Origin of the sequence: Methanothermococcus okinawensis IH1, assembly GCF_000179575.2 — an archaeon.
Classification (GTDB): domain Archaea; phylum AGJL01; class Methanococci; order Methanococcales; family Methanococcaceae; genus Methanofervidicoccus; species Methanofervidicoccus okinawensis.
In genome coordinates this window covers 415561-438016 of the sequence record NC_015636.1, presented here as the reverse complement: position 1 = coordinate 438016, position 22456 = coordinate 415561, and the positions used below count along the sequence as shown (strand labels likewise).

Genomic DNA, 22456 nt, shown 5'->3' with positions numbered 1-22456 from the left:
ATACGCTTATTTTTATATAAAAATAGTTAAATAATTATCTTGGTTTAGATTTATAATTTATATAATTTAATAGTATTTGGATAACCACTGTTGCACTGTCTTCTTCATCACTGTTAAAATTTAACTCGTTTAACATCCTAATAATTTTATGTATTGTTTGATAATTATTTTTGTAAATTTTGAAGATTTTTAACGAATCATTATTTAATTTATATATTTTTTTCTCCTTTCCTGTTTTTGTTATTTCTTTATATTTTAAAGTTAAACATCCAATTTTTTCAAGTTCTTTGATTATATCGCTTATGGTCTGTTCTCCAACATAATGTTTTTCAGCACTGCACTGTTTCATTTTTTGGTTAATTTTTTTAGTAAGATTGTAAATAGTGATTTCTTCATTTGAACTTCCAAGATTTATTATATTTTCCATTAATTCTAATTTGTTGTGTGATTTTTTTGGCATATTCTCACTCACTTTTACCTACTGAAACAGAATGTTATAAAAATATATATACAAAAAAATTCGTTGTTTTTGCTGAATATTGTTATATATACTATTAGCTGATGCAATAATATTAAAACTAACAAAGGGGGTGACAACATGGTAGCTCCAAGAAAACCAAAAAACCCAAAAAACTAATATAATAATATAATTTCTTTTTATCTTTTTTATCTTTTTAATTAAATTAAGTTATATTATGTTTTGTAAAAAATATTGCATTATTGTTATATTTTTTCGGCATAATCTCACCTATTTTATTGCATAGGGAGATAAAATATTATAAAAATACATATTCAAAAAAATGCCCGATTTTTGCTGAATATTAATATATATACTTTAACTGTGTAGTATAATTAAAACTTATTAGGGGGTGATTCCCATGGTAGCTCCAAGAAAACCAAAAAACCCAAAAAATAAAATACTAAAAAATGAAATGTATAAGAGATAATGGAATATGTGGGATAATATACCTATTATTTCTTATCTTTTTTATTTTTATTCTTTTTATTTTTATATTCCCCCTTTTTTACTTTTCTTTTAATTCTTTTATTTATTCTTGTTCCTCTTAGTTTAATTTAATTAATTTATTAATTAATAATTATAATCCAAAGAATACTGCAACTTTATGTCCAAAATATGCTATTAATAGGAATCTTGGAAATCTGCCAACAAGCGTCCCTATGCTAAAATATAGAATCTTCATTTCAAAAATTCCAGCTAACCATGCTGCAACCTTATAAGGTAATGGTGAGAATCCTGCTATTAAAACACCCCAAATACCATATTTATCAAAGAATTTCTCCCCTTTTATTAAATATTTTTCTCCAAAAAGTTTGTTAAATACTGGTGTTCCAAGTCTATATCCTAAAAAATGCCCAACTCCTCCCCCAGATACTGAACCAATAGTTGATACAATGGCACAAGTTATAGGGTCTAAGCCAAATGCAGAAGCTCCTATTATAAATAAATCAGGTGGTACAGGTTGGATAAATGCCTCAGTAAATGCAACTAAAAATATACCCCAATACCCATAACTATTTATTAGATGCTGTGCAATTAAATATAAATCCATAATTTCATCTTTTTTCTTATTTAATGGTATCTTATAACTTATATGTTTATATTTTTTTATATTTATTTTATATTAGCGTGGGTCATAATAATTCGTTTCCATTAACTTTTTAATTTTCATTTATATAATAACGATTAAATTTGTTTTAATATTAGTGTTGATATTTAAAGAAAATGCAAATGACCCACCCTATTTATTTTATATTATAATTGTTATTTTATTTTTATTAATATTTTATTTAATTTTTGTTTTAGTATGCCCTTATATTTATTCCTTATAGGTTATTCTTAACAATTACCCTTAAAATATCAGTTTGAGAGATTACACCAACGCAGGCGCCATTGTTATCCACAACAAGGAGAGCGGTTATATCGGCATGAACCATTATTTTAGCTGCATCTTTTATGTCATCGTTTTCATTTATCTTTAAAATTTCTTTTGTAGCAATATTTCCAATTTTGCCATTTATATTTAGTAATTCAGATATGCTTTTATTCATTATTATATTTACCAAATCCCTATAACTTATAACACCTATAATTTTACCGCTTTTACCATTATCTTCCACAAAAATTCTTTTAATTCCTTTATCCTTCATTAATTTAAATGCCTTATATAATGATTCGTTTTTACTTATTTTATATACCATAGGGTTCATAGCTTCTTTTACTTTCATGGTTTTCCCCAAATTACAATTTATAGCATATATTACTATATTGCACTATTAGTTATGCTGTATTATATTATTTATATTATTATATACTATTTATATTATATATCATATTTTATCATTTTTACATTACAATATTAATATATTTTTTACATCATATATGAAGATAATATATAAAAAATAATATATGTAAATTTTTATCTAAATTAAAGATAATAGGTATAATATATCATGGTGATAATGTGGCTAAATTGATGATTAAAACACCCTGTTCTACATTTACATTGGAGAGTATAATGTGTTGTATGTTTGGTATTAAGACATTTGATGTGGCAGTATATTTCTCACTGTTAAAAAAAGGTGCATCGAATGTTAATGATATAGCAGAATTACTTAACAGAGATAGAAGCACTGTTCAAAGAGCAGTTCAAAACTTGGTAAATGCAGGTCTTGTAAAAAGAAAACAGATAAATCTTAAAGAAGGAGGGTATTTTTATAAATACGAAGCAATTCCTTTTTCAGAAGTAAAAGAAATTATAAAATGCACCATGGAAAAATGGTGTAATGAAGTTAAGAAATGGATTGATGAAGTTAATGAAGAAGATTTGGAGAATATTGTTAAGGAAATGCTTTAAATAAAAAATAAAAATAAATAAAAATAAAAAATATTACTTTTATTATATATCGCTTAATTATATATTATTGATAAAGTGAGATACTATGAAAATTGTTTTTTTAGGAACTGGGGCAGCTGTTCCTACAAAGAATAGGAACCATTCATCAATAGGCCTTAAATTTGATGGAGAAATATTATTATTCGACTGTGGTGAAGGAGCTCAGAGGCAGATGATATATACCGATATATCTCCTATGAAAATAAATAATATATTCATTACTCATCTTCATGGAGACCATATTTTAGGACTTCCTGGACTTCTCCAATCAATAGGATTTAACGGAAGAACTGAACCGATTAATATATATGGACCTCCTGAAACAAAGGAAACTATTGAGAATATTTTAAAAATAGGATATCATTCAATAAATTTTAATATAAAAGTTTATGAGTTATCCACTAAAAATCCGATGAAAATAAAAGACACTGAAAAATACGAGATATATAGCTATCCGATGAATCATTCAGTTCCAACCGTAGGATATATTTTTAGAGAAAAGAAAAAACCACAGTTAAATTTAAAAAAAGCCATCGAGTTGGGCGTAGAAGTGGGTCCAAATTTGAAAAGATTAAAGGATGGATATCCCATAAAAATAAAGAATGGAAAAATAATATATCCCGAAGATGTTCTTCTTCCACCAAAAAAAGGTATTTGCATAGGATACAGTGGAGACACAACACCACTTGAAGACTTTGGAGAATTTTTAAAATCATTGGGTTGTAATATATTAATTCATGAGGCTACTTTTGATAGTTCTAAAAAAGATAATGCCTTAGAAACCATGCATTCAACAATAGGGGATGCTGTGAATATTGCAAAAATCGCGGGAGTTACGGAGCTCATACTTACACATATATCAGCAAGGTATGATGACAAAATGGATGATTATATAAATGAGGTTAATAGTCTTAATGCGGAAAATAATAATCTTAATATTACTATTGCTGAGGATTTTATGAAGTATCCTTTGAAATCAAAGAATAAATAAAAAAATTAATAAAATAAAATAATAAAAATTTAAAATAATAATAAAAGTAATAATAAAATATAAAATAGACTATATAAATAAATTAAAACTAAAAACTAAAATAAAGGTGATATCATAGAAAAAGCAATTACATACTTTGAAAAGGCAGGAGCTCAGAACACAGAAGAAACTTTAAAATTAGCCATTGAAAGAGCCAAGGAGTTACATATAAAAGATATTGTTGTGGCATCATCCTACGGGGATACGGCAAAAAAGCTATTGGATATGGTGGAAATTGAAAATCTCGATTTGAATGTGGTTGTAATTTCATATCACCAAGGATTCCATGGAGAGGATGTAATTACCATGAGTGAAGAAACCATGAATGAATTAAGGGAAAGAGGAGCAAAGGTATTTATGGGAGCTCATGCATTAAGTGGTGTTGAAAGGGCAATATCCAATAAGTTTGGAGGAGCATATCCTGTTGAGATAATTGCCCACACACTTAGAACATTTGGTCATGGATTAAAGGTTTGCTATGAAATTACATTAATGGCAGCAGATGCTGGATTAATTAAAACAAAAAACGAAGTAATAGCGATAGGTGGAAGAAGCAGAGGAGCCGATACAGCAGTAGTAATTAAACCTGCGAATTTAAACAACTTCTTTAATATCGAACTAAGGGAGCTCATCTGTATGCCGAGGGACAAAAAGAAACCCGATGAGGAATAACATCTGATATTTTATACATATATTATGATATTTAAGATATTGTATTAATTTTATAACAGAAAATTTTTTATACCATATAATTTTTTTACTTTCTAAGTGTTGCTATCAGCCTTTTTTCATTTAACAGTAGATTTATAGCATCTTTTATATCATTTACAACAATATCTGAAGATAACAAGGCTTTAACACTGCAACCTTCTTTTCCAATTACTGCTATTCCAAGTTCAGCATTTTTTAGCATTTCTACATCATTGTTTCCATTGCCTATTCCTATATACGGGGTATATTTTTTTGCTTTATTCATTTTTTCTTCGGTATTTTTTATTATTTCAATAGTTATATCATCATATCCTTCAAATTCCTTTTTTATAGTTCCAAATGTGTCTGCTGTTAGCACAACTATATTATACATTTTATTCAATTTATGTAGGAGCTTCTTTGTTTCATAATCTACTATTCCATCTTCTGCAAGAGTGCCGTTTAAATCAAAAACAACAGTTTTAGCATTTATATTTTTGTAATTTGGAATGTTTATCATAATATCACTATTAAAAAAATTAATATCATTAATCATATATTAAATTTTTAAATAAATATCTATAAATTATATTAGTTATAAATTAATGATTATTAAATATATATTATTATAAATATTTTTGATGATGCCATATAACGAAGTATATATTTATAATAATTATAAAATCATTATGGTGATATAATGGAAAAAATGAATAAAATAAATAATCCATCAAAAAAAGATATAACCAATATAAAACTCACTGAAATGGTTAAACTTCACGGATGAGCATGCAAACTTCCCAACACCGAATTAGAATTTTTAGTAAAAGGAATTGTATCAGAAGATGATTTAAAAAAAGCCTATGTCGGATTAGGTGATGATGCCGCAGTAATTATCAGAAACAATATGGCAATAGCAAAAACCGTCGATGTATTTACACCAATAGTTGATGACCCCTATTTGCAGGGAAAGATTGCAGCATGTAATTCCACGAGTGATATATACGCCATGGGGCTATTGGATGTAATAGGTGTATTGGTAATTATGGGCATTCCAGAAACCCTTCCAATAGAAATTCCAAAAGAAATATTGCGGGGATTCCAAGACTTTTGCAGAGAAAATGAAACAACCATTATAGGCGGACACACAATTTTAAATCCATGGCCTTTAATAGGTGGTACTGTAACAGGAGTTGGAAAGAAAGAAGATGTTTTAACGAAAAGTAATGCAAAGGAAGGAGATACCCTAATACTAACAAAACCACTTGGCACTCAAACGGCAATGGCATTATCACGAATAAGTCCTGAATATGAAGATTTAATAGATATTGAAAAATCGGAAAAAGATAAGATAATAAATAAAGCTATTGAATTGATGACTTCATCCAATAGAAAACCACTTTTAGCACTTCGAGAACTTGAAGAAGAGATTGGTAAAAAAATAGCCCATGCCATGACTGATATTACAGGTTTTGGTATTTTAGGACATGGCAATGAGATGGCAGAACAGAGCTCTGTTGAAATTGAAATTAATACACTTCCAATAATTAAAGGAATTGGTGAATTAGCCCCATTATTTGGACATGCCCTGTTAAAAGGATATGGTGCTGAGACTGCTGGTGGATTGTTTATTTCCACAGAATCAGAATATGCTCAGGATTTAATGGAAAAACTTCATAAACATGGATGTTATGCATTTGAAGTTGGGAAGGTTAAAAAATCAAGCGGTGTTGGGAAGGCTTATTTAAGTAAAGATGCGAAAATTTTAGAGGTTTAAGGGATTTAGTTATAGGCATTCCGAACCTTTTTAGGAGGAGTGCTTTTTTTATTTTATATATTATATCTCTCTATTTTATTTTTAGTTTATATTTGATTATATTTTTTTATCTATTTTTCACTTCAAAAATCGTTTTGCATTTTGGACATAATATTCTTTTACCAACGCAGTTAAACACATATCCACAGTTTTTGCATTGAACCTTTTTTGTTTTCAACTCATCCAAATCAATAATGGTCCATTTACATAATTCATTATCCAATAAATCTACATCCTTTACCATGGGCTCACCTATTTATAAATAATATAATAAATTATAACTGCAATAATATTATAAGTAAGTGGTTTTTATATTTTATACGATACATTATATATCGTTATAGGTGAAATTATGGAAGTTATTGAATTAAAGGGAAGAAGTATATCAAAGGGACAGGTTGAAGCTGAGGTTATTGTTTCAAAAGCTCCAATATCGTTTTTAGGTGGTGTAAATGAGGACGGTATCATCACCGATAAGGAAAATGAATTATACGGACAAAGTATAAGGGATAAAATATTTGTTTTTCCAACAGGTAAAGGAAGCACTGTGGGTTCTTATGTGATATACGGGCTTGCAAAAAAAGGTATTTTAAAAGGCATAATAAACAAGGAATGCGAACCAATTGTAGCCACTGGTGCAATACTTGGAAAAATTCCAATGGTAGATAATATCGACATAAGTAATATAAAAACTGGCGATAGGGTTTTAATTGATGGAAATAAAGGAATAGTTAAGGTTTTTAAAAATTAACTATTTTTTAATTATATTCAATTATATTCATATTTTAGTTATATAGATTTATAGAATTTTATATTTTAATCAATATATTTATATATTTATTTATTTTTAAAGTATATTCCAATTTATTAATTAATCGAAAGGTATAAATATAATAATATATTACTTTATTTAATAAATAAGGTATAGAGGCGATATTATGATTATATGGAATTTAATATGTCCAAATTGTGGTAAAAGGATAAGGTATGAAGTGGATGTATGCCCCTGTATGGCTTCTGAGGTGCCTTTGCCAAATTGTCCAAATTGTGGTGAAAAAATGACCTATGATATAGGAGCTCTGAAAGGTAGAAGAAAGGTGAAATGATGGACATAGTTGGAATATTATCCCATGCAACAAATGTGGGAATTCAAACACTTGTGGATTACCTAAATATAAATAGAACTATAGCTCTTATAATAGCGTTTTTTATGGCAGGGGGCATATCTTCCATGATAAATAAAAATTTTATAATAAAATATTTTGGACCAGAAACTCCAAAATATATATCATATATGGTATCATCTGTGAGTGGATGCCTTCTCGCAGTGTGTTCATGCACAATTCTTCCGTTATTTGCAGGAATATATCGAAGAGGTGCAGGAATAGGCCCTGCTACAACATTTTTATTCTCAGGACCTGCTATAAATGTGCTTGCCATATTTTATTCTGCGGCACTTCTTGGATGGGATATTGGATTTACAAGGGCATTTTTTGCAATAATAATGTCCATATTAATTGGGTTATTGATGGCATTTATCTTCAAATCAGATGAAAAAAAGAGAAATTTCAGAATTGGAAAGGCAGAGCATATATCAAACAGACCGGGATATCAAACCATAATATTCTTCCTTATACAGCTTGCCATGCTGTTAATAATAACGGCCTCACCAAAGTTGATACCTGTACTTAGTATCCCAGTCTATGGGGGAATTTTAATCAAACATATATTAACTGCAATATTGGTGGTTATTTTAGCAATATCTGTTAAAAAATGGTTTAAATCTGAGGAAACAAAGGCATGGTTTAAAGAAACATTTACTCTTGGTAAAATCGTGTTCCCGCTGTTAATATTTGGTGTAGCAGTTGCGGGTATAATAAAGGCATTTGTTCCACCAGAGTATGTTAGTCAGTATGTCGGTGGAAACACTATAATGGCAAACTTTATTGCATCATTTATAGGAGCTCTCATGTATTTTGCAACACTCACCGAGGTTCCGATTATAAAGTCACTGATGGAGCTTGGTATGGGGGTTGGTCCAGCAATGGCATTACTTATTGCAGGTCCAAGCCTCAGTATTCCAACAGTTCTCACAATTTCAAGAATATTGGGTTCTAAAAAAGCATTAACCTATCTTGGAATTGTGGTAGTATTTTCAACTATTGCAGGAGTAATTACTGGAATAGTCTTGTAAAATTCCATACTCTTTAAATATAAATATACTATTGTAGTATATCGATTGATAAAAATTATATTATATGTATTTAAAAATGGTGATATGAATGTTGATTAGAGTATTTGGAACAGGATGTCCAAAATGTAATGAAACTTATGAAAATGTAAAAAAAGCTGTTGAAGAATTGGGTATTGATGCCGAGGTTGTAAAAGTTAGCGATATAAATGAAATATCTGAATGGATTTTCGTAACTCCTGGTATAGCTTTTGATGATTTAGTAGTATTTGAAGGAAAAATACCCACTGTTGAAGAGGTAAAAAAAGAATTAGAAGATTATATAAAATGATATTTTAAAATTTCTTTTTTTTCGTAAAATATTTTTAAATTCAGCATTAAAAAAATAATAAGGATAAAAATAAAAAGTTATGTATATTGCATAACCTAAAAAAATATATAAATTTTATTCTAAAACTTCTAATATTTTTGCTTTAATTAATCCTTTTGAAGCTTTTGGTTCAGCAAGGGTTTTCCCGCATGTTATGCATTTTACAACTGTTGCTGGACATCCAAATATTATCTGTTCTGTTCCGCAATCTGGACACTGGATTCTTAAAAACCTACTTCTTGGTTTTTGCACTAATGCCATTATTTCACCTCTAATTAAATTAAAATATTAAAATTAATAAATGATATGCAATTATATTTAATAAATTATAGATATAAATAGATAGAGATAAATATAAATATTTTTAATTATTCTATCAATTCAAGGATTCTTGCTCTAAATCCACCGTTGCTTCTTTCATGCATTTTTCCGCATTCTGAACATTTGTATCTTAAATCCAATTTCTTAACAGGTTTAGCTCCACTTGGTAAAGGTCTTGGATAACCTCCATACCCAGCAGTGACTCTTCTAAACTGTCTTTGACCCCATGTTAATTCACTTGCTTTTCTCTTTTTTGCTCTTTCTACTGTATGAATTGTATGTTTTTTACAGTATGGACAATATCTTTTTACCTTCTTTTTCATCTTCATAATATTCACCATTTATTTTTCTAATTATATTGTGTTTTTCCAGAATTTTAGAAAATTTTTTATTTAATGTGATTATATCGTTTTTATTCAATACATAAGTAAATTTCCCATCTGTAAATTCTGGGAACCTTGTAATTACTCTTACAATATCAATATCATTCTGAGTATTTATAGGTTTTGGTTTTGAAGATATTGGTTCTTGATTTATACATATATGTTTTTGTGATTTATTATTATCTTCCTGTGGTTTATCCTGAATATTTTGGATATTCTGGTTATTGTAATTATAGTTATCGTAGCTGTCAATAATATTACTATTTTTTAATAGGAGCTCCTTTTTATCTTTCATACTATTTTTAAAATCGTCATAATATTCTATGTCTTCAATTAATTTTAGGAGCTCCTTTTCCTCTTCAAGAAGATTATGCCTGTTTCCGAAAAACGCTTTGTATAATCTTAATTTTCTTAATTCTTTAATATAATATTTTATTCGTTCAAGTTCTGTTTTATTATTGTATTTATCATGTTCTAAATTTTTTAGATACTCCTTAACATTTTTGTAGAAATCATCTGATAATTTTAATAAATCATTGCTTTTTAGTTCATTAAAAAATGTATTCATTATTTTTTTATACATGGTTTCACACATGGTTATAATAAAAAATATAAAAATATGTAATATATAGAGATATATGATATGTAAAAATAATATAAATAGTATGATATAAATAACATGTAAAAATAAAATAATTAAAAAATATTTTTATGTCTCTATCCTTGGAGCAAGGAGGAATAGTATTTTTGCGTTTCCTATATTATATTCTATTTTTACAGGCATATCGGAACCAAGATATATATGCAAAATGTCATCTGATGATGTAGCCTTTGTAATATCTTTTAAATAAGCTAAATTAAATGTGCTCTTTGAAGATTCTGTAATTTTTAAATCCAATATGGATTCACTGTTGTTATCATATATGGTCTCGCTCTGGTTTATATCTCCTTTTGAGAATATTATAAACTTACCATCTTCACTTATTTTTAAAGAAACATGGTCATTTACTAATTCCGCATCTTTTAAAGCTTCTACAAATGCACCTGCTTTAATCATTACTTCATTGGGATATTCTATGTCGGGAACTTTAAGATTTGTAGAGCTCACATCATAAAGTGAAACTGAAAATTTCCTTACAGCGTCATTTTTAAGAATAAGGTTTAATTTATTTTTTTCTTCATCTAACTCCAATGTGAGCTTTTCATTAGATTTTGCTCGTCCCATTATTTTTTTAAGGGCTTCTAAATCAACTCCTATATCATGGACATCGGAAATATATTCTTCAAAGGTATCCTTTGGAATATTTACACTTACCAATGCAACATGAGATGGGTCCATGGCGTTGGCTTTTATGCCATTTTCATCCACCTCAAAACAAATTTCATCTACTAAATTACTTGTTGCATCTATAATTTTTTTAAAATCCTTAGCATTAATTGTGGCTTTAAACATTATTTCACCATATTCTAAAATATTATATATTATTTAATGTAATTTAATATCTTATGTAAGGTTATTAAACATTATTATTCATTATCCATTTATATATCGTTATATTTTTTGATATATGTGTTAAAAAAACTAAAATATAATTTTACGATAATAAAAAAATAATTAAGTAACTATTTATGTTTTATATTATAAATATAAATCGATTTAATTTTTAATTTTTATTATATATTATATATTTTATCTTTTATTTCATATTTTTTATTTATTTACAAAATCCCAAAAAGATTTTACAGCACTAGGGTTTCTTGGTTTTCTACCTTTAACCAGATATAAATATCTTGTTAAGTCTAAATCTTCAATTGGAACGATTTTTACCAGTCCTGCTTCTGCAGCTTTTTTTGCTGGGATTTCTGATACTATACTTACACCATATCCTTCTGAAACCGCAGTAATTATTGAAGAATGGCTACCTAAACTCATTATTATGTGTAAATCCATCATTGAATAACCTTTATCCATTAATGCCTTCATCAATATCTCTCGTGTTCCTGAACCAGCTTCCCTATCTATATAATCTTCTTTTAAAATATCTGAGAGTTTTGCCACGCCTTTTTTTGCTAAATGATGGTTTGGTGGCACTATCAATACTAACCTATCCTTACCTATGACTACATTTTCATAACTTTTATCATAAATGTTTCCAACTGCAATAATATCTACTGCACCTGTTTCGAGTAGTTTAAAACACTTTTCTGAGTCTGTTATCTCTATATTGAAATCTACATCCTTAAATTCTTTTTTATATTCACTTATAATGCTGGGTAGTAAATGTTCTCCTGGCGTTGTGCTTGCAGCAATCCTTACAATGCCCTCAGGATGTTCGTGAAGTATTCTCATATATTGTTTTGCATCGTTTATATGGTCTAATATTTTTTCAGCTTTTTCATATAATATCTTTCCCTCAGGAGTTAAATCCACACCTTCTGGCGTTCTTAAAAATAATTGGGCATCAAAATACTTTTCAAGAGCTGATATATGATTACTTACAGTTCCTTGGGTAACTCCTAATTTTTTTGCAGCTTTTGAAAAACTTTTTGTTTTCGTAGCAGATATAAATGTTTTGAAATAACTTATTTTTGGGTCCATGTAATCACCAAATTATGTTAAATTTTAATTATTACTTAAAACCTATCCAAAATATTATAAGTATTATTAAAAAAACTAATATATATAGTTATGGCATACCTTTAAAAATGTATGAGGTATAGTAAATATTATGAAATAGGGTAAAATGGCAAAATAAAGCAGTAAATAGCAATAAGGATAAAATAATTAAGAAATAACTAAAAAATAAAGATAAAATAGCATAATTAATTAAAAATAATAAGAAATAAAAGTAATAAAATATAACGGTGATTTAATGATTATTCCGCATAGAAAACCATGTTTAGAAGGTAGATTAAATGTTGAGGGAAATATAGAAGAGTTAAAATGTGCCTTAAATGATTTAATTTATTATAAAAAAATATATCTATTCTTCCCTCAGGAAATGCTGGAATATATGTTGCTTCAAATATACTATATAATATTTTAAATCCATCTTCAAAACACAATAATAATATTTTTGTTCCAAATATGGGTGGATGGAAAGGTTTCATGAACTATCCAAAAATGTTTAATTTCAATATTGTAGAGCTCCGAACAAACAACGGTATTGTGGATACAGATATGCTAAATGATGAAATTAAAAAAACGATATATCGGCATTATTTTTAACAACCCTTGCAGGATATTTGGCACATCAACCAATAAAAGAAATAAAAAAAATCTGTGAGGAAAACGAGGTTATATTTGTAGAGGATATTTCAGGAGGTATTGGTGGAGATTGTGGATACGGTGATATGGTAGTTTGTTCAACCGGAGCTCCGAAAATAGTAAATTGCGAATATGGAGGATTCATTGGAATAAGCGATGAAATAAAGGAGAAATTGACAGAAAAAAACAAGATGAATGATTTAAAAAATCTGTTAAAAACATACAAGGTTCCAAATATTTACGGTTTAATGAAGGAAGAAACCCTTAAAGCAAAAAATACCTATAAGAGATGTGTTAAATTCTCCAATATATTAAAGGAAGAATTTGAAAATGCATATTTTAAGGATAATGAAGGAGTATGTGTATTTTTAGAACATAAAAATCCAAAAGAAATATCTAAAAATATAAATACTGTTATAAAACTCGATAATGGAAAATCCATAATTACTAAATGTCCTATATATGAGAGAATACTAAAACATGGTATAGTTATTGAAATAAAAAAGATGGATGTATTAACTATTTCTGAGGATGACTTTAATGATGTTGTATCAAGTATCAGAATAATAATGTAATTAAAAAATATCAATAAACTGTTTTTATAATAATTCTTCAAATTTATTATTTAGTTGCTATTCTACAATATTATTTTACAATATTTAATTTGGTAATGTATATACCTCAAATTCGCAATAGTCATCCCCCATAGCACAGCATTTTTTTCTACAACTTTAACTTCACTGCCAAGTATGCCTTCTAAACATCCTGCTATAACTCCTGCATCAAAATAACATACAGGCTTACCTATATTGGGTAGTCCTGAGCATTCAACACATTCTTCAATCCTAATTACCATCGGTTCTGTGCTAACTATGTTTATAATTCCAATACCTAATTCCTTAAAAATTTCTTTCATATCATCTATTGAACTAACCCCGAGCTCTCCTCCAAAATACATTCCTGCATGATATAACTTGGATGCCGCATTAAATCCTAGATATCGTATAATTGAAAGTATGAGTGCTCTAATCAATGAAACATCTGCATTCCTTCCTAATGTAGGTCTATCTACGGTATATATCTCTTCAAAACTCAGTTCTAAGTAATCCCTTAGTCTTTTCATAATATCCTCATTTGTAGAATTTTAATCCCCGTCATATATTATTAATTAAAAAAATAATTAGTGGGACTAGTAAATTATTATCCCTAAATATTTAAATTAACCCTCCCTATTAATTAACTCATTATACTACTTAATGTCATATATTAACATATTCTCTGGAATTAAAATACATGCCACCCGGTATTTAATTATATAGTATTACATATATATACTTTTCTATTTTTTTTATTTCAAAAATAATAAAAATAGTCAATATACATCAAATAATATTACAACATAGATAATATATATTCCCTTTTCTCTTTTTTAAATCTGTGCTGGCTTTCCAGTTCGATATGTTTCTTTTCCAAAATTTCTTTTATATTGCCTATATAGTATGTTTTTGGTTTTTTGCCATCAGATTTTATTATTCCTTTCTCCTCCAAATGATTCAATGTACCATATAATTTTGTTTGGGAAATATCCAATCTATTCAACAATTCCCTAGCACTTAGCCTTGAATTTATTAACTCAGATATGATACTGACCTCATCCTCAGAAAATTCAAAATATCGCAAGGCTTTTTTCCAGTTAATATTATCCTCATCACCTTCTAAATCAAAGGCTACTCCAACAAATGTTAAAGTGTTGTGAAATCTTAAAATATCTTTTACAATGCTTTCTCCATAACTCAGAAATCCTATGCAATTATTTATAATATTTTTATTATTCGAATTGTATGATTTATTATTAATAAATAATTTTTTAAAATCTTTTGAAACTAATTCACTACTATATTGTGGATTTTTTATAAATTCCCTACATATACATTCAGCAATAAATATAAACGGTTTCTTGAAATTTTTTAGTTTAGAAATCTCTTGATGTAATGAATTTATAGTTTTTTCAGGAGTTGTTTTCATTAGAATTAAGAATGCCCCTTCATTTACCCCATGTTTGAATTCAAGATAGTCATTATCTACATTATTTAAAAATAAAATTCTATAATTCCCATAGGCATCTTGAACTCCCAAAGGATATAATATTGTAAAATCAAGATTTTTAAAATCATGAGGAGTATATTTTATAAGGTGTTCCTCAGGGATTCCTGAAATTTTGCTTATCATTTCTCGATATACTTTATATGCTGGTTTTCCATCTAGTTCATAAATTTTCTTTCCTTTGGCCTTTGTTATTCTTGCATAACATTCTGTTGGTTCATATCCATGACCATACAATATTTCAAATCTTTTTCTATGAGAGATTACACCCAATAAAACATGGCCTGATAATACCTTATCCTGGTATATTTGATATGTTCTATTGAATTTTAAATTATCACCTGCAGTTCCCCCAATAATGGGGAATGAAAGCCTTTCCGCTAAACCATTTATAATGCCATCTTCATTATCTGCATTCCAATCATGAAATACAAATCCTAAAAATTTTTCGTCTATGTTTATCTTTGGGTATTTAATTTTTAATTTTTCTTTTATATCTTCCGCTAAGGAAGTGCCAACATTTATTGGATTTCCCTCAACTTTTTTATGCCCTATTGCTACCTTACAGGTTTCGTCAAAGGCTATCAATAAAACACCATTTTGATTGATATATCCTTTCTTTGAAAATTCTCCTGCTGTGGTGCAACCTATTAAATTACTAACATCCATTTGTGTTTTTAACCCATTTATTAATTCTTCTATATCCTCTTTGTCAGCGATGGATGTTAATAATATGGTCAGTGATGGATTTTTTATTTTACTTTTTAATTCTCTTGCAATTTCCATACCATCTTTAAATGGTACTCTAATTTCTTTGTGAATGGAATACATGAGCTCCCCCTCTTTATTTTTAATAGGGTATAATAATTGATAGGTTATAATAATAAAACTTTTTATTAAATATAAATTATGTAATATAAAATAAATAAATTAATTTTTATTGAATAGGTAAAATAGGAAATAAAAAGTAAAAATAATAAAAAATGTTATTATAATGCACTTTTAACCTTTTCAGTGCTTCTCTTCATGGCTATCCTAATCAAACCTAAATTTACTTTGGCATCAGTTAAAACAACTAAAATACCTTCCCCTGCATCAGTCATTAATGTTTTCCCATATTCCCCTTCAATCATCATCTGTTGTAGAGCTCCTTGATTTATCTCTGATGCTGTTCTTTCAGCAGAACCATAGGCTGCTGATGCCATAGCACCAATTAATTCTATATCTATGCCTGAGGGTATTTGAGATGCAATTACAAGTCCATCCTTACCTACAACCATTGAGCCTTTTATACCTTCGGTTTTGTTTAAGTCTGACAATATTCTGTCTATCATGATTTCACCTTTAAGTTTTTATGGAGTACTCCATTATTTAAAAATATATATTCCAATTTATATATATTTTATGATTAATTCATAACTTAGCTTAATATTATTATACATTTAATATTACATAATATATTGTATATCTTTATATATTAATCTTTTTACTCCCTTTTACATTTTATTCTATGCATCAAGATTGGCTAAAACATTTTTTAATTCATCAAAACCTTTATTGTTTAGTGCTGAACCTTCGATAATATAGCAATAATTATTGCATAAAATTTCAATTTCTTTTTTTAATTTTTCAAGTTCTTTTTCAGTGGCACCATCTGTTTTATTTATGAATATAACATAGGGTATTTTTTTGGAACATAATTTATCAATTATTTTTTTATCAAGATTTTTTAATCCAGTAGTGGCATCTAAAACAAGCAATACATAATCCACCCCATTTAATGTTAATTCCCTCATGAATTCAAACCGTTCTTGTCCAGGAGTGCCAAATAAATGTAGTTTTTTTCCATTTATTATTATATTTCCATAATCTATTGCCACAGTAGTTCCGTTATGCTCCACTTTACCTATATGTCCAATGAAATTTTCCATTAATGTAGTTTTACCCACATCTTCTGAACCCATTACAACAATTTTTATTTCTTTTTTTATTTCTTTCATAATACCCCTAATCTGTGAATAATTTTTTCATGCTCCTTTTAATTGCCCCATTTGCCGCAGCTCCTCCAATCAATGTTCTAATTTCTTTCACAAGTGCCTGAGCTGCAACAAGAGTTGTTGGATTTACCGCTGCATTTTGAGATTCTCTCAATAATTTTTCGTTCAAATTATTCAATATATTTAATGCTTCATCTAAATCTTTCTGTTCTTTTCTTAGATGCATAGATGAAGCACTTCTAACTATTAATTCAGGATTTATGGCTTTTAAGAGTCCTTTAACTCCTGAGGTTTCCACAAGTGAAGCCATTGTTTGGAGCGTCATAATAATCTGCTGTTCAATCATTTTTTCAGGAGCTCCCATAATGTCTATACCTACACTATAATAATCTAAAACACCGGCTAATGCAACGGCAGTTACAAGAGAACCCATATCTGCAACAGTGGATGAAACATCAGCAGGTACCACATAAGCTTTTTTATTGGCACTTTCTGCAAGTTCAACACATTTTTTAATCTGTTCCTCAGTGGCATAATGTTTTCCATCTGTTGAAATTCCACTTATTACATAATGATTATGTTGTGGAGTTCCAGGAACAGCGGCAGGATGCATTGAGGATATACCTACATCTTTTCTCTTAGTTCTAAGTTGCACTTCAAGTGCAGTGTATAAAACAACAGGGGATATCGTGCATGTATTTGCTATAATACCATTTTCAGGAAGATGAGGAAGTATATTCTTTGCTATTTCAATGGTTCTTTTTCCAAAAGGTGTAAAAAATATACATATTTCACCATGTTTTGCAGCTTCAATATCATCTGAAACTACTTTAACCCCTGATTCTTCAACTTTCTTCCACATCTCCTCCGTTAATATATTTTTGTTAGGTTCTGAAAGTATAACATCATGTCCAGCTTCTGCAAACTCCATAGCCATTCTGCTACCACCGTATGGAGGTTCTCCTCCATAATTTTTAGGTAGATTTAATTTATTCACATATAGATTTTGGTTTCCTGCACCGTATACTGAAATTTTCATAATCACACCTATATCAACTAATATAATTTTTGTATTTAAATTTATTATATATTATTATGTGGTTTAAATTCATATAAATATTTTTAGTGCAATCATAACAGTATGGGTTATATAAGGATAGACATAATAAAAAAGCTATAATTATTAATATTAATGCTTAAAAAATAACTTAATATAAAAATAGAAAAAATGTGGAATATAAGATTTTAATTATATTTTTTCAATTACTAAAATTCCGTTACTTAGAGAGGTATGTTTAAAATCATAACCCATAGATTCCAAGGTATCCAATATTTCTTTTTTCGAATGGTAGTTTTTAAAAAATTTGTTTAATCTATTGTAGAACTCAAACAATTCAACATTTATGTCAGAAACGGTGTCTTTAAAGAATTCCACTGCAATAAATAATTTACCCCCTGAACGCAGAGCATCCATCATCTTTTTTAGGAATGTTTTTGGTGATGAAACATATTTTAACATATATGTACATATAACATAATCATATTTATTTTTAATTATTGCATCGTGAAAATCCATATGTTTTAATAGCACACTACCATTATCCCATCTTTTAGTCCTTATTTCAGCTATTTTCAGTAAATTTTTCGATATATCTATGCCTGTATATCTACCCTTGGGGAATATTTTAGATATATAAAATTCAGGGGAGCGAGAACCACAACCTACATCCAATATGTAATCACCATTTTCTAGTCCCAAATATTCCGCAGCAATATTTCGGCATGATTTTAAGTATGAGGTATTTAATATTATATCCCAAATATCGGCATCTGCTATAAAATCAAGCAATATTTTTGGATGATTATATCCTATAAGAGCATATTTAGATAACTTAGTCATATGGTCATAGTTTATAGAATAGTCTTCCATAAATTTGTCATATTCTGGATGCTCTATAATTATTTTTTATCCCTATTTAATTTTAAATTGCCATCTTCATCTTGATGAATTATCTCTAATTTTAGGGCAGTTTTTATATAATCATTTAAAAAATCATTATTTGGATAACCTAAAAGTGAATTTACCTTATTTATTTTTGGGTTGTATTTGTCAATCACACCATATATTCCAAAATCCATGCCCTGCTTAAAAAACGCTACAAGTAACTCATTGCTAAGATATTTTATAGTAAAATCCATGGATTTAAGAGCCGTATTTATATCGTCTATTTCATATTCATATTCATAGCTACTTCTACCAACTATATTTTGTATTCGGTAATTAAAATTAATACCCATAATATCACCATCTATCAATTGAATCATAATCTTTTAGATATTCAACAATATTTTTACCATATCTTGTTATTACATAGATTTTCATGCCTGCTTCATCTATACATTCAACAAGCCCCATTTCAATTAGTGAATAACTTCCATTATATCGAGTCCCCATTCCTTTTAAGCAACCCAGCACATTACTTGGGTCTGAGTTCACCCATCTTGAGAGCTCTGAAAGATATACTCCTTGTGGGTGTATTTTATATAAGAAAAATAATATTTTTTTTCTTAATTTGCTTTTATTTAATGACCTTAATATTGTAGGATTGATAAATATCATATCTTTTGCTATCATGTCACCACACCTGAAACATGTTATTTTCTTAATAATGTTGTAATTATTTAGTGTTGCTATTATTATCACATAGGTTAATGTCCGATGTTATAAACCGATAATAATTTAATATATAATTTTGAGTAAAGTTATTGATAAATTAAAGAAATATCAGACTACTAAAAAACCGTAGATATTAAATTTTTAATAAATGAGTAGATAGTATTGAATAAACTTATTTTTTTAACAGTTGTATTATTCTCATTTTTAGGAATTGAATGGTTAAATATTCCTGATATCGAATGAGTATCTACGCTATTGTTAATATCGGATATTGGAGTTTGTGTAATGCCCGTATTGTTTTTGTGAATTCCATTTTCAATAATATTTTCACTTTTTTCTAAAATCATTGGGCGATACATTCCATTGTCTTTAATAAACTTAGGTATCTCAACATAAAGCTTTAAAGTATAATTTCCATTATCCAATTTTTTTAATTTTAGATGGATATGATTAATTCCCCGTGGAGTTATGATTTCAGTATGTGTTTTAGTTTTAAATATAGATACGTTGTTTTTAATTAATTCAATCCAATAATTATACTGTATACTTACGGGAAATTCATTGGAAGAATTAGAAACTATTTCTGCATGAACTAAGGAATTATTGTAGGTTAGATTTGATATAGACAATGGAGCTACTACATCAATTGTTTTAACAATAAGAGGAGTGGTATTAGAAATATTTTCATTGTAGTTTATTGTGGGTATTGCATATAACAAAATATGACCATTAAATCCTTCGTTAAATTTAATTTTAAAATTAACAGTTTTAAACCCCTTTGGTGGGATATATATAATTTTTTTTGGACTGGTAATATTCACATGCCCATCACCCCTTACAACCTTAACCCAAGTTAAACATTTAATTTTTTCATTTAATGGATTATCCAATTTAGCTGTAAATGTATTATAACATCCTGCCACAGGGTGCTGTTTAAACACAGGATTCTCGTTGGCAACAGCAATTTTAGGATTGAGTGTGTCATTATAGTATAACTCAGCTTTTACATTATGTGCATTAAAATGAATAGTTTTAGAAAATTCTGCTAGTGCATTATTCGTTTTTATAGTAAATTGTAAGTCCCCATTAGCCCCCCTATTGAATCGTATTGGTATATAATATATTTTTTCAGCACGAGCTCCTAATGTAAATGGTGTTTCCGAAGGATAATAATCTGCAACCTTTTTGAATTTGGATTTAATAGATATATTCCCAGAGAGCGTTTTGTTATAATTATTTACCAAAGTTACTTTCATTATATATGTCCTTCCAACCAATACATCCGCATAATTGTTGTGCATTATGTAATTATTGGTATCATACGAGTATGTGATATTTTTTATTATTACAATGGGGATTTTTTTAGGTGATATATCAAGATTTTTAGTTTCAATATAGTTATAGCACCCAGCTGAACATATTGTAATGTTTATTTGTTTATTTCCACTGTAATTAATATAACAAGGCATATAAACTTCCCTAGTTTCAAACCCACTCATATTTATATATTTAGTAGTGGAATGCATGTCGTTTTTAATAGATATAGTTCCAGAAGCTATGTTATTATATCTATTTTTTAAGGTTAATTTAACAATTGCCAAATAAGGCTCAGTTTTTAAATATGCCCTGGGTATATCATTATAATTGGAGTAGTAATTATAGTGGTCAATCATCGTTTCTAATTCATCATCTTTAATATTTGAATCTCTATAATATTTTTTTAATATATTCACAGTAGATTTATTAAGTTTAGTAACCACTTCAAAGTTCTTCAAAATTATTGGGTAAAAAAATATTTTATTGGATATATTGCGAGAATATACCGCTATATTTGAATTGCTACTCCCTTTTATTTTGGTATTTGCAGGACCATCTGCGTAATCATGAACCCCCATTATACTGGTATGAACTTGAATTTTTAATTCATCATCATTTTGAGATATTGGTGGAATTTTAAATGATACTTCGGATTCACCACCTTTTGGAACATATACTAATTTGCTATCATTTTCGCCGTAATATAAAACTCCCGCATCATTTTTATTTTTACTTGCATCTTTGGTATAATCTTTGGATACTACTGCAATCCATGTTTTAACAACATAATCTGATTGGGAATATTTGTTATTTTTTAAACCAATTTTAAACCATGGAGAATTACATATTTCAATATTTGGGTTGGATTTATTAATGTATGAATCACTACATGATATATACTCAATATCAATTGGATTAGCCACATATACTGTTGCTGTTTTAGATGCCAATATTTTTTTATTTTCATCCAATATGGATATATAGACTTTATGGAACCCACTTTCTTTAAATTTTAATTTTGCACATATTACCTTACCTTTTTTTGAATTCGGGGTTATGGGTGTTATTGGTGATTGCCATGATGGTGTTTCTTCATCAGATTTAATGTTTAGTATAATATTATGCTGATATGAGTCATGATTAATAACTGTAACATAAATACTGGGAGAAATATCTACATCAATATAGTATTTCCCATATCCATTATTTAGATTTACAAGCGTATTTGACTCCCAAATGTTAGATATTTCAATATCATTCCCATATATACCCTGAATGCTGTTAATAAGAAGCCCCATAAAGATTATATAATACATTATCTTTCTCATAATGTTCCCAATAGATAACTTAATATAATTAGCAATATAAATTAAAATCA

29 protein-coding genes are annotated in these 22456 nt (G+C 28.1%); 10 read left to right on the top strand and 19 right to left on the bottom strand.

The annotated features are described in order from the left end of the window. Nucleotides 1-34: 34 nt before the first annotated feature. The 3 genes from METOK_RS02150 to METOK_RS02140 form a co-directional block, all read right to left on the bottom strand. Nucleotides 35-460 carry a hypothetical protein gene (locus tag METOK_RS02150; RefSeq protein ID WP_013866602.1) on the bottom strand — a complete coding sequence of 142 codons (426 nt, stop codon included), beginning with the start codon at nt 458-460 and terminating at the stop codon, nt 35-37. Nucleotides 461-1097: 637 nt separating this feature from the next. Continuing rightward, nucleotides 1098-1571, bottom strand: coding sequence for a YqaA family protein (locus METOK_RS02145; protein ID WP_013866601.1), 474 nt, complete (start codon nt 1569-1571; stop codon nt 1098-1100). 274 nt (nt 1572-1845) lie between these two features. Then, nucleotides 1846-2247: a CBS domain-containing protein gene (locus tag METOK_RS02140; protein ID WP_013866600.1), complete on the bottom strand. Its 402-nt coding sequence runs from the start codon at nt 2245-2247 to the stop codon at nt 1846-1848. Nucleotides 2248-2483: 236 nt separating this feature from the next. On the opposite strand from METOK_RS02140, the gene METOK_RS02135 reads away from it, so the two are divergent. The 3 genes from METOK_RS02135 (at nt 2484) to METOK_RS02125 (ending at nt 4617) form a co-directional block, all read left to right on the top strand. Next, nucleotides 2484-2876 (top strand): helix-turn-helix domain-containing protein, encoded by a 393-nt coding sequence (locus METOK_RS02135; RefSeq protein ID WP_048057842.1) that lies wholly within the window; start codon nt 2484-2486, stop codon nt 2874-2876. A gap of 85 nt (nt 2877-2961) precedes the next feature. Further along, nucleotides 2962-3906: a ribonuclease Z gene (gene rnz, locus METOK_RS02130; RefSeq protein WP_013866598.1), complete on the top strand. Its 945-nt coding sequence runs from the start codon at nt 2962-2964 to the stop codon at nt 3904-3906. 111 nt (nt 3907-4017) lie between these two features. Further along, the gene (locus METOK_RS02125) at nt 4018-4617 is read left to right on the top strand and encodes a pyruvate kinase alpha/beta domain-containing protein (RefSeq protein WP_013866597.1); all 600 of its coding nucleotides are present in this window, start codon (nt 4018-4020) and stop codon (nt 4615-4617) included. Between the two features lie 85 nt (nt 4618-4702). Here METOK_RS02125 and METOK_RS02120 read toward each other — a convergent pair whose 3' ends face one another. Then, nucleotides 4703-5155 (bottom strand): HAD family hydrolase, encoded by a 453-nt coding sequence (locus tag METOK_RS02120; protein ID WP_198005239.1) that lies wholly within the window; start codon nt 5153-5155, stop codon nt 4703-4705. Between the two features lie 189 nt (nt 5156-5344). On the opposite strand from METOK_RS02120, the gene selD reads away from it, so the two are divergent. Further along, the gene (gene selD / locus METOK_RS02115) at nt 5345-6412 is read left to right on the top strand and encodes a selenide, water dikinase SelD (RefSeq protein WP_013866595.1); all 1068 of its coding nucleotides are present in this window, start codon (nt 5345-5347) and stop codon (nt 6410-6412) included. Nucleotides 6413-6518: 106 nt separating this feature from the next. On the opposite strand, the gene METOK_RS08720 is transcribed toward selD, so the two are convergent. After that, nucleotides 6519-6695 (bottom strand): hypothetical protein, encoded by a 177-nt coding sequence (locus METOK_RS08720; RefSeq protein ID WP_013866594.1) that lies wholly within the window; start codon nt 6693-6695, stop codon nt 6519-6521. A 117-nt stretch (nt 6696-6812) separates the two neighbouring features. Here METOK_RS08720 and METOK_RS02110 point away from each other — a divergent pair, with 117 nt between their 5' ends. The 4 genes from METOK_RS02110 to METOK_RS02100 all read left to right on the top strand — a co-directional run bounded on the left by METOK_RS02110 (nt 6813) and on the right by METOK_RS02100 (nt 8973). Then, nucleotides 6813-7202 carry a DUF126 domain-containing protein gene (locus METOK_RS02110; protein ID WP_048058006.1) on the top strand — a complete coding sequence of 130 codons (390 nt, stop codon included), beginning with the start codon at nt 6813-6815 and terminating at the stop codon, nt 7200-7202. Between the two features lie 187 nt (nt 7203-7389). Next, nucleotides 7390-7557 (top strand): hypothetical protein, encoded by a 168-nt coding sequence (locus METOK_RS08715; RefSeq protein WP_013866592.1) that lies wholly within the window; start codon nt 7390-7392, stop codon nt 7555-7557. After that, complete coding sequence (locus tag METOK_RS02105; protein WP_013866591.1) at nt 7557-8645, top strand: permease; 1089 nt, start codon at nt 7557-7559, stop codon at nt 8643-8645. Before METOK_RS08715 ends, METOK_RS02105 begins: the two co-directional genes overlap by 1 nt. Nucleotides 8646-8733: 88 nt before the next feature. After that, nucleotides 8734-8973 (top strand): MTH895/ArsE family thioredoxin-like protein, encoded by a 240-nt coding sequence (locus METOK_RS02100; RefSeq protein WP_013866590.1) that lies wholly within the window; start codon nt 8734-8736, stop codon nt 8971-8973. Between the two features lie 114 nt (nt 8974-9087). Here the strand turns inward: METOK_RS02100 and METOK_RS02095 are convergent, their stop codons facing one another. The 5 genes from METOK_RS02095 to METOK_RS02075 form a co-directional block, all read right to left on the bottom strand. Then, on the bottom strand, nt 9088-9273 hold the full coding sequence (locus tag METOK_RS02095) for a 30S ribosomal protein S27e (RefSeq protein ID WP_013866589.1): 186 nt from the start codon (nt 9271-9273) through the stop codon (nt 9088-9090). A 107-nt stretch (nt 9274-9380) separates the two neighbouring features. Further along, the gene (locus tag METOK_RS02090; protein WP_013866588.1) at nt 9381-9662 is read right to left on the bottom strand and encodes a 50S ribosomal protein L44e; all 282 of its coding nucleotides are present in this window, start codon (nt 9660-9662) and stop codon (nt 9381-9383) included. Next, on the bottom strand, nt 9619-10299 hold the full coding sequence (locus tag METOK_RS02085; RefSeq protein ID WP_048057839.1) for a hypothetical protein: 681 nt from the start codon (nt 10297-10299) through the stop codon (nt 9619-9621). Before METOK_RS02085 ends, METOK_RS02090 begins: the two co-directional genes overlap by 44 nt. A 126-nt stretch (nt 10300-10425) precedes the next feature. After that, nucleotides 10426-11169 (bottom strand): DNA polymerase sliding clamp, encoded by a 744-nt coding sequence (locus METOK_RS02080; RefSeq protein ID WP_013866586.1) that lies wholly within the window; start codon nt 11167-11169, stop codon nt 10426-10428. A gap of 258 nt (nt 11170-11427) precedes the next feature. Beyond that, nucleotides 11428-12315 (bottom strand): selenium metabolism-associated LysR family transcriptional regulator, encoded by an 888-nt coding sequence (locus METOK_RS02075; protein ID WP_013866585.1) that lies wholly within the window; start codon nt 12313-12315, stop codon nt 11428-11430. Nucleotides 12316-12589: 274 nt separating this feature from the next. Here METOK_RS02075 and METOK_RS09000 point away from each other — a divergent pair, with 274 nt between their 5' ends. Continuing rightward, nucleotides 12590-12763, top strand: a complete 174-nt coding sequence (locus METOK_RS09000; protein ID WP_332247739.1) for a hypothetical protein — start codon at nt 12590-12592, stop codon at nt 12761-12763. A 199-nt stretch (nt 12764-12962) separates the two neighbouring features. Continuing rightward, a complete protein-coding gene (locus METOK_RS08995; protein ID WP_332247738.1) occupies nt 12963-13559 on the top strand; it encodes a hypothetical protein in 597 nt (198 codons plus the stop codon). Between the two features lie 62 nt (nt 13560-13621). Here METOK_RS08995 and METOK_RS02065 read toward each other — a convergent pair whose 3' ends face one another. The 9 genes from METOK_RS02065 to METOK_RS02030 all read right to left on the bottom strand — a co-directional run bounded on the left by METOK_RS02065 (nt 13622) and on the right by METOK_RS02030 (nt 22406). After that, nucleotides 13622-14107: a V4R domain-containing protein gene (locus METOK_RS02065; protein ID WP_013866584.1), complete on the bottom strand. Its 486-nt coding sequence runs from the start codon at nt 14105-14107 to the stop codon at nt 13622-13624. A gap of 269 nt (nt 14108-14376) precedes the next feature. Continuing rightward, nucleotides 14377-15918 carry an FIST N-terminal domain-containing protein gene (locus METOK_RS02060; protein WP_013866583.1) on the bottom strand — a complete coding sequence of 514 codons (1542 nt, stop codon included), beginning with the start codon at nt 15916-15918 and terminating at the stop codon, nt 14377-14379. 158 nt (nt 15919-16076) lie between these two features. After that, a complete protein-coding gene (locus tag METOK_RS02055) occupies nt 16077-16421 on the bottom strand; it encodes a roadblock/LC7 domain-containing protein (RefSeq protein ID WP_013866582.1) in 345 nt (114 codons plus the stop codon). Between the two features lie 174 nt (nt 16422-16595). After that, entirely contained in the window at nt 16596-17087 is a 492-nt protein-coding gene (locus METOK_RS02050) for a GTP-binding protein (RefSeq protein WP_013866581.1), read from the bottom strand. 7 nt (nt 17088-17094) lie between these two features. Then, complete coding sequence (locus tag METOK_RS02045) at nt 17095-18123, bottom strand: H(2)-dependent methylenetetrahydromethanopterin dehydrogenase-related protein (protein WP_013866580.1); 1029 nt, start codon at nt 18121-18123, stop codon at nt 17095-17097. A 210-nt stretch (nt 18124-18333) separates the two neighbouring features. Continuing rightward, entirely contained in the window at nt 18334-19014 is a 681-nt protein-coding gene (locus tag METOK_RS08420) for a class I SAM-dependent methyltransferase (RefSeq protein WP_052293963.1), read from the bottom strand. Between the two features lie 29 nt (nt 19015-19043). Further along, nucleotides 19044-19382 (bottom strand): hypothetical protein, encoded by a 339-nt coding sequence (locus tag METOK_RS08855; RefSeq protein WP_052293962.1) that lies wholly within the window; start codon nt 19380-19382, stop codon nt 19044-19046. A 4-nt stretch (nt 19383-19386) separates the two neighbouring features. Beyond that, nucleotides 19387-19719, bottom strand: a complete 333-nt coding sequence (locus METOK_RS02035) for a helix-turn-helix domain-containing protein (protein ID WP_013866579.1) — start codon at nt 19717-19719, stop codon at nt 19387-19389. Between the two features lie 158 nt (nt 19720-19877). After that, nucleotides 19878-22406 carry a hypothetical protein gene (locus tag METOK_RS02030; RefSeq protein WP_013866578.1) on the bottom strand — a complete coding sequence of 843 codons (2529 nt, stop codon included), beginning with the start codon at nt 22404-22406 and terminating at the stop codon, nt 19878-19880. Nucleotides 22407-22456 lie beyond the last annotated feature (50 nt).

Excerpts from the sequence above, each read along its gene's own strand:
- METOK_RS02150 (WP_013866602.1), bottom strand. The coding sequence starts at position 460 with ATGCCAAAAAAATCACACAACAAATTAGAATTAATGGAAAATATAATA.
- METOK_RS02145 (WP_013866601.1), bottom strand. The coding sequence starts at position 1,571 with ATGGATTTATATTTAATTGCACAGCATCTAATAAATAGTTATGGGTAT.
- METOK_RS02140 (WP_013866600.1), bottom strand. The coding sequence starts at position 2,247 with ATGAAAGTAAAAGAAGCTATGAACCCTATGGTATATAAAATAAGTAAA.
- rnz (WP_013866598.1), top strand. The coding sequence starts at position 2,962 with ATGAAAATTGTTTTTTTAGGAACTGGGGCAGCTGTTCCTACAAAGAAT.
- METOK_RS02120 (WP_198005239.1), bottom strand. The coding sequence starts at position 5,155 with ATGATAAACATTCCAAATTACAAAAATATAAATGCTAAAACTGTTGTT.
- METOK_RS08720 (WP_013866594.1), bottom strand. The coding sequence starts at position 6,695 with ATGGTAAAGGATGTAGATTTATTGGATAATGAATTATGTAAATGGACC.
- METOK_RS08715 (WP_013866592.1), top strand. The coding sequence starts at position 7,390 with ATGATTATATGGAATTTAATATGTCCAAATTGTGGTAAAAGGATAAGG.
- METOK_RS02105 (WP_013866591.1), top strand. The coding sequence starts at position 7,557 with ATGGACATAGTTGGAATATTATCCCATGCAACAAATGTGGGAATTCAA.
- METOK_RS02100 (WP_013866590.1), top strand. The coding sequence starts at position 8,734 with ATGTTGATTAGAGTATTTGGAACAGGATGTCCAAAATGTAATGAAACT.
- METOK_RS02095 (WP_013866589.1), bottom strand. The coding sequence starts at position 9,273 with ATGGCATTAGTGCAAAAACCAAGAAGTAGGTTTTTAAGAATCCAGTGT.
- METOK_RS02090 (WP_013866588.1), bottom strand. The coding sequence starts at position 9,662 with ATGAAGATGAAAAAGAAGGTAAAAAGATATTGTCCATACTGTAAAAAA.
- METOK_RS02085 (WP_048057839.1), bottom strand. The coding sequence starts at position 10,299 with ATGTATAAAAAAATAATGAATACATTTTTTAATGAACTAAAAAGCAAT.
- METOK_RS02080 (WP_013866586.1), bottom strand. The coding sequence starts at position 11,169 with ATGTTTAAAGCCACAATTAATGCTAAGGATTTTAAAAAAATTATAGAT.
- METOK_RS02075 (WP_013866585.1), bottom strand. The coding sequence starts at position 12,315 with ATGGACCCAAAAATAAGTTATTTCAAAACATTTATATCTGCTACGAAA.
- METOK_RS09000 (WP_332247739.1), top strand. The coding sequence starts at position 12,590 with ATGATTATTCCGCATAGAAAACCATGTTTAGAAGGTAGATTAAATGTT.
- METOK_RS02065 (WP_013866584.1), bottom strand. The coding sequence starts at position 14,107 with ATGAAAAGACTAAGGGATTACTTAGAACTGAGTTTTGAAGAGATATAT.
- METOK_RS02060 (WP_013866583.1), bottom strand. The coding sequence starts at position 15,918 with ATGTATTCCATTCACAAAGAAATTAGAGTACCATTTAAAGATGGTATG.
- METOK_RS02055 (WP_013866582.1), bottom strand. The coding sequence starts at position 16,421 with ATGATAGACAGAATATTGTCAGACTTAAACAAAACCGAAGGTATAAAA.
- METOK_RS02050 (WP_013866581.1), bottom strand. The coding sequence starts at position 17,087 with ATGAAAGAAATAAAAAAAGAAATAAAAATTGTTGTAATGGGTTCAGAA.
- METOK_RS02045 (WP_013866580.1), bottom strand. The coding sequence starts at position 18,123 with ATGAAAATTTCAGTATACGGTGCAGGAAACCAAAATCTATATGTGAAT.
- METOK_RS08420 (WP_052293963.1), bottom strand. The coding sequence starts at position 19,014 with ATGGAAGACTATTCTATAAACTATGACCATATGACTAAGTTATCTAAA.
- METOK_RS08855 (WP_052293962.1), bottom strand. The coding sequence starts at position 19,382 with ATGGGTATTAATTTTAATTACCGAATACAAAATATAGTTGGTAGAAGT.
- METOK_RS02035 (WP_013866579.1), bottom strand. The coding sequence starts at position 19,719 with ATGATAGCAAAAGATATGATATTTATCAATCCTACAATATTAAGGTCA.
- METOK_RS02030 (WP_013866578.1), bottom strand. The coding sequence starts at position 22,406 with ATGAGAAAGATAATGTATTATATAATCTTTATGGGGCTTCTTATTAAC.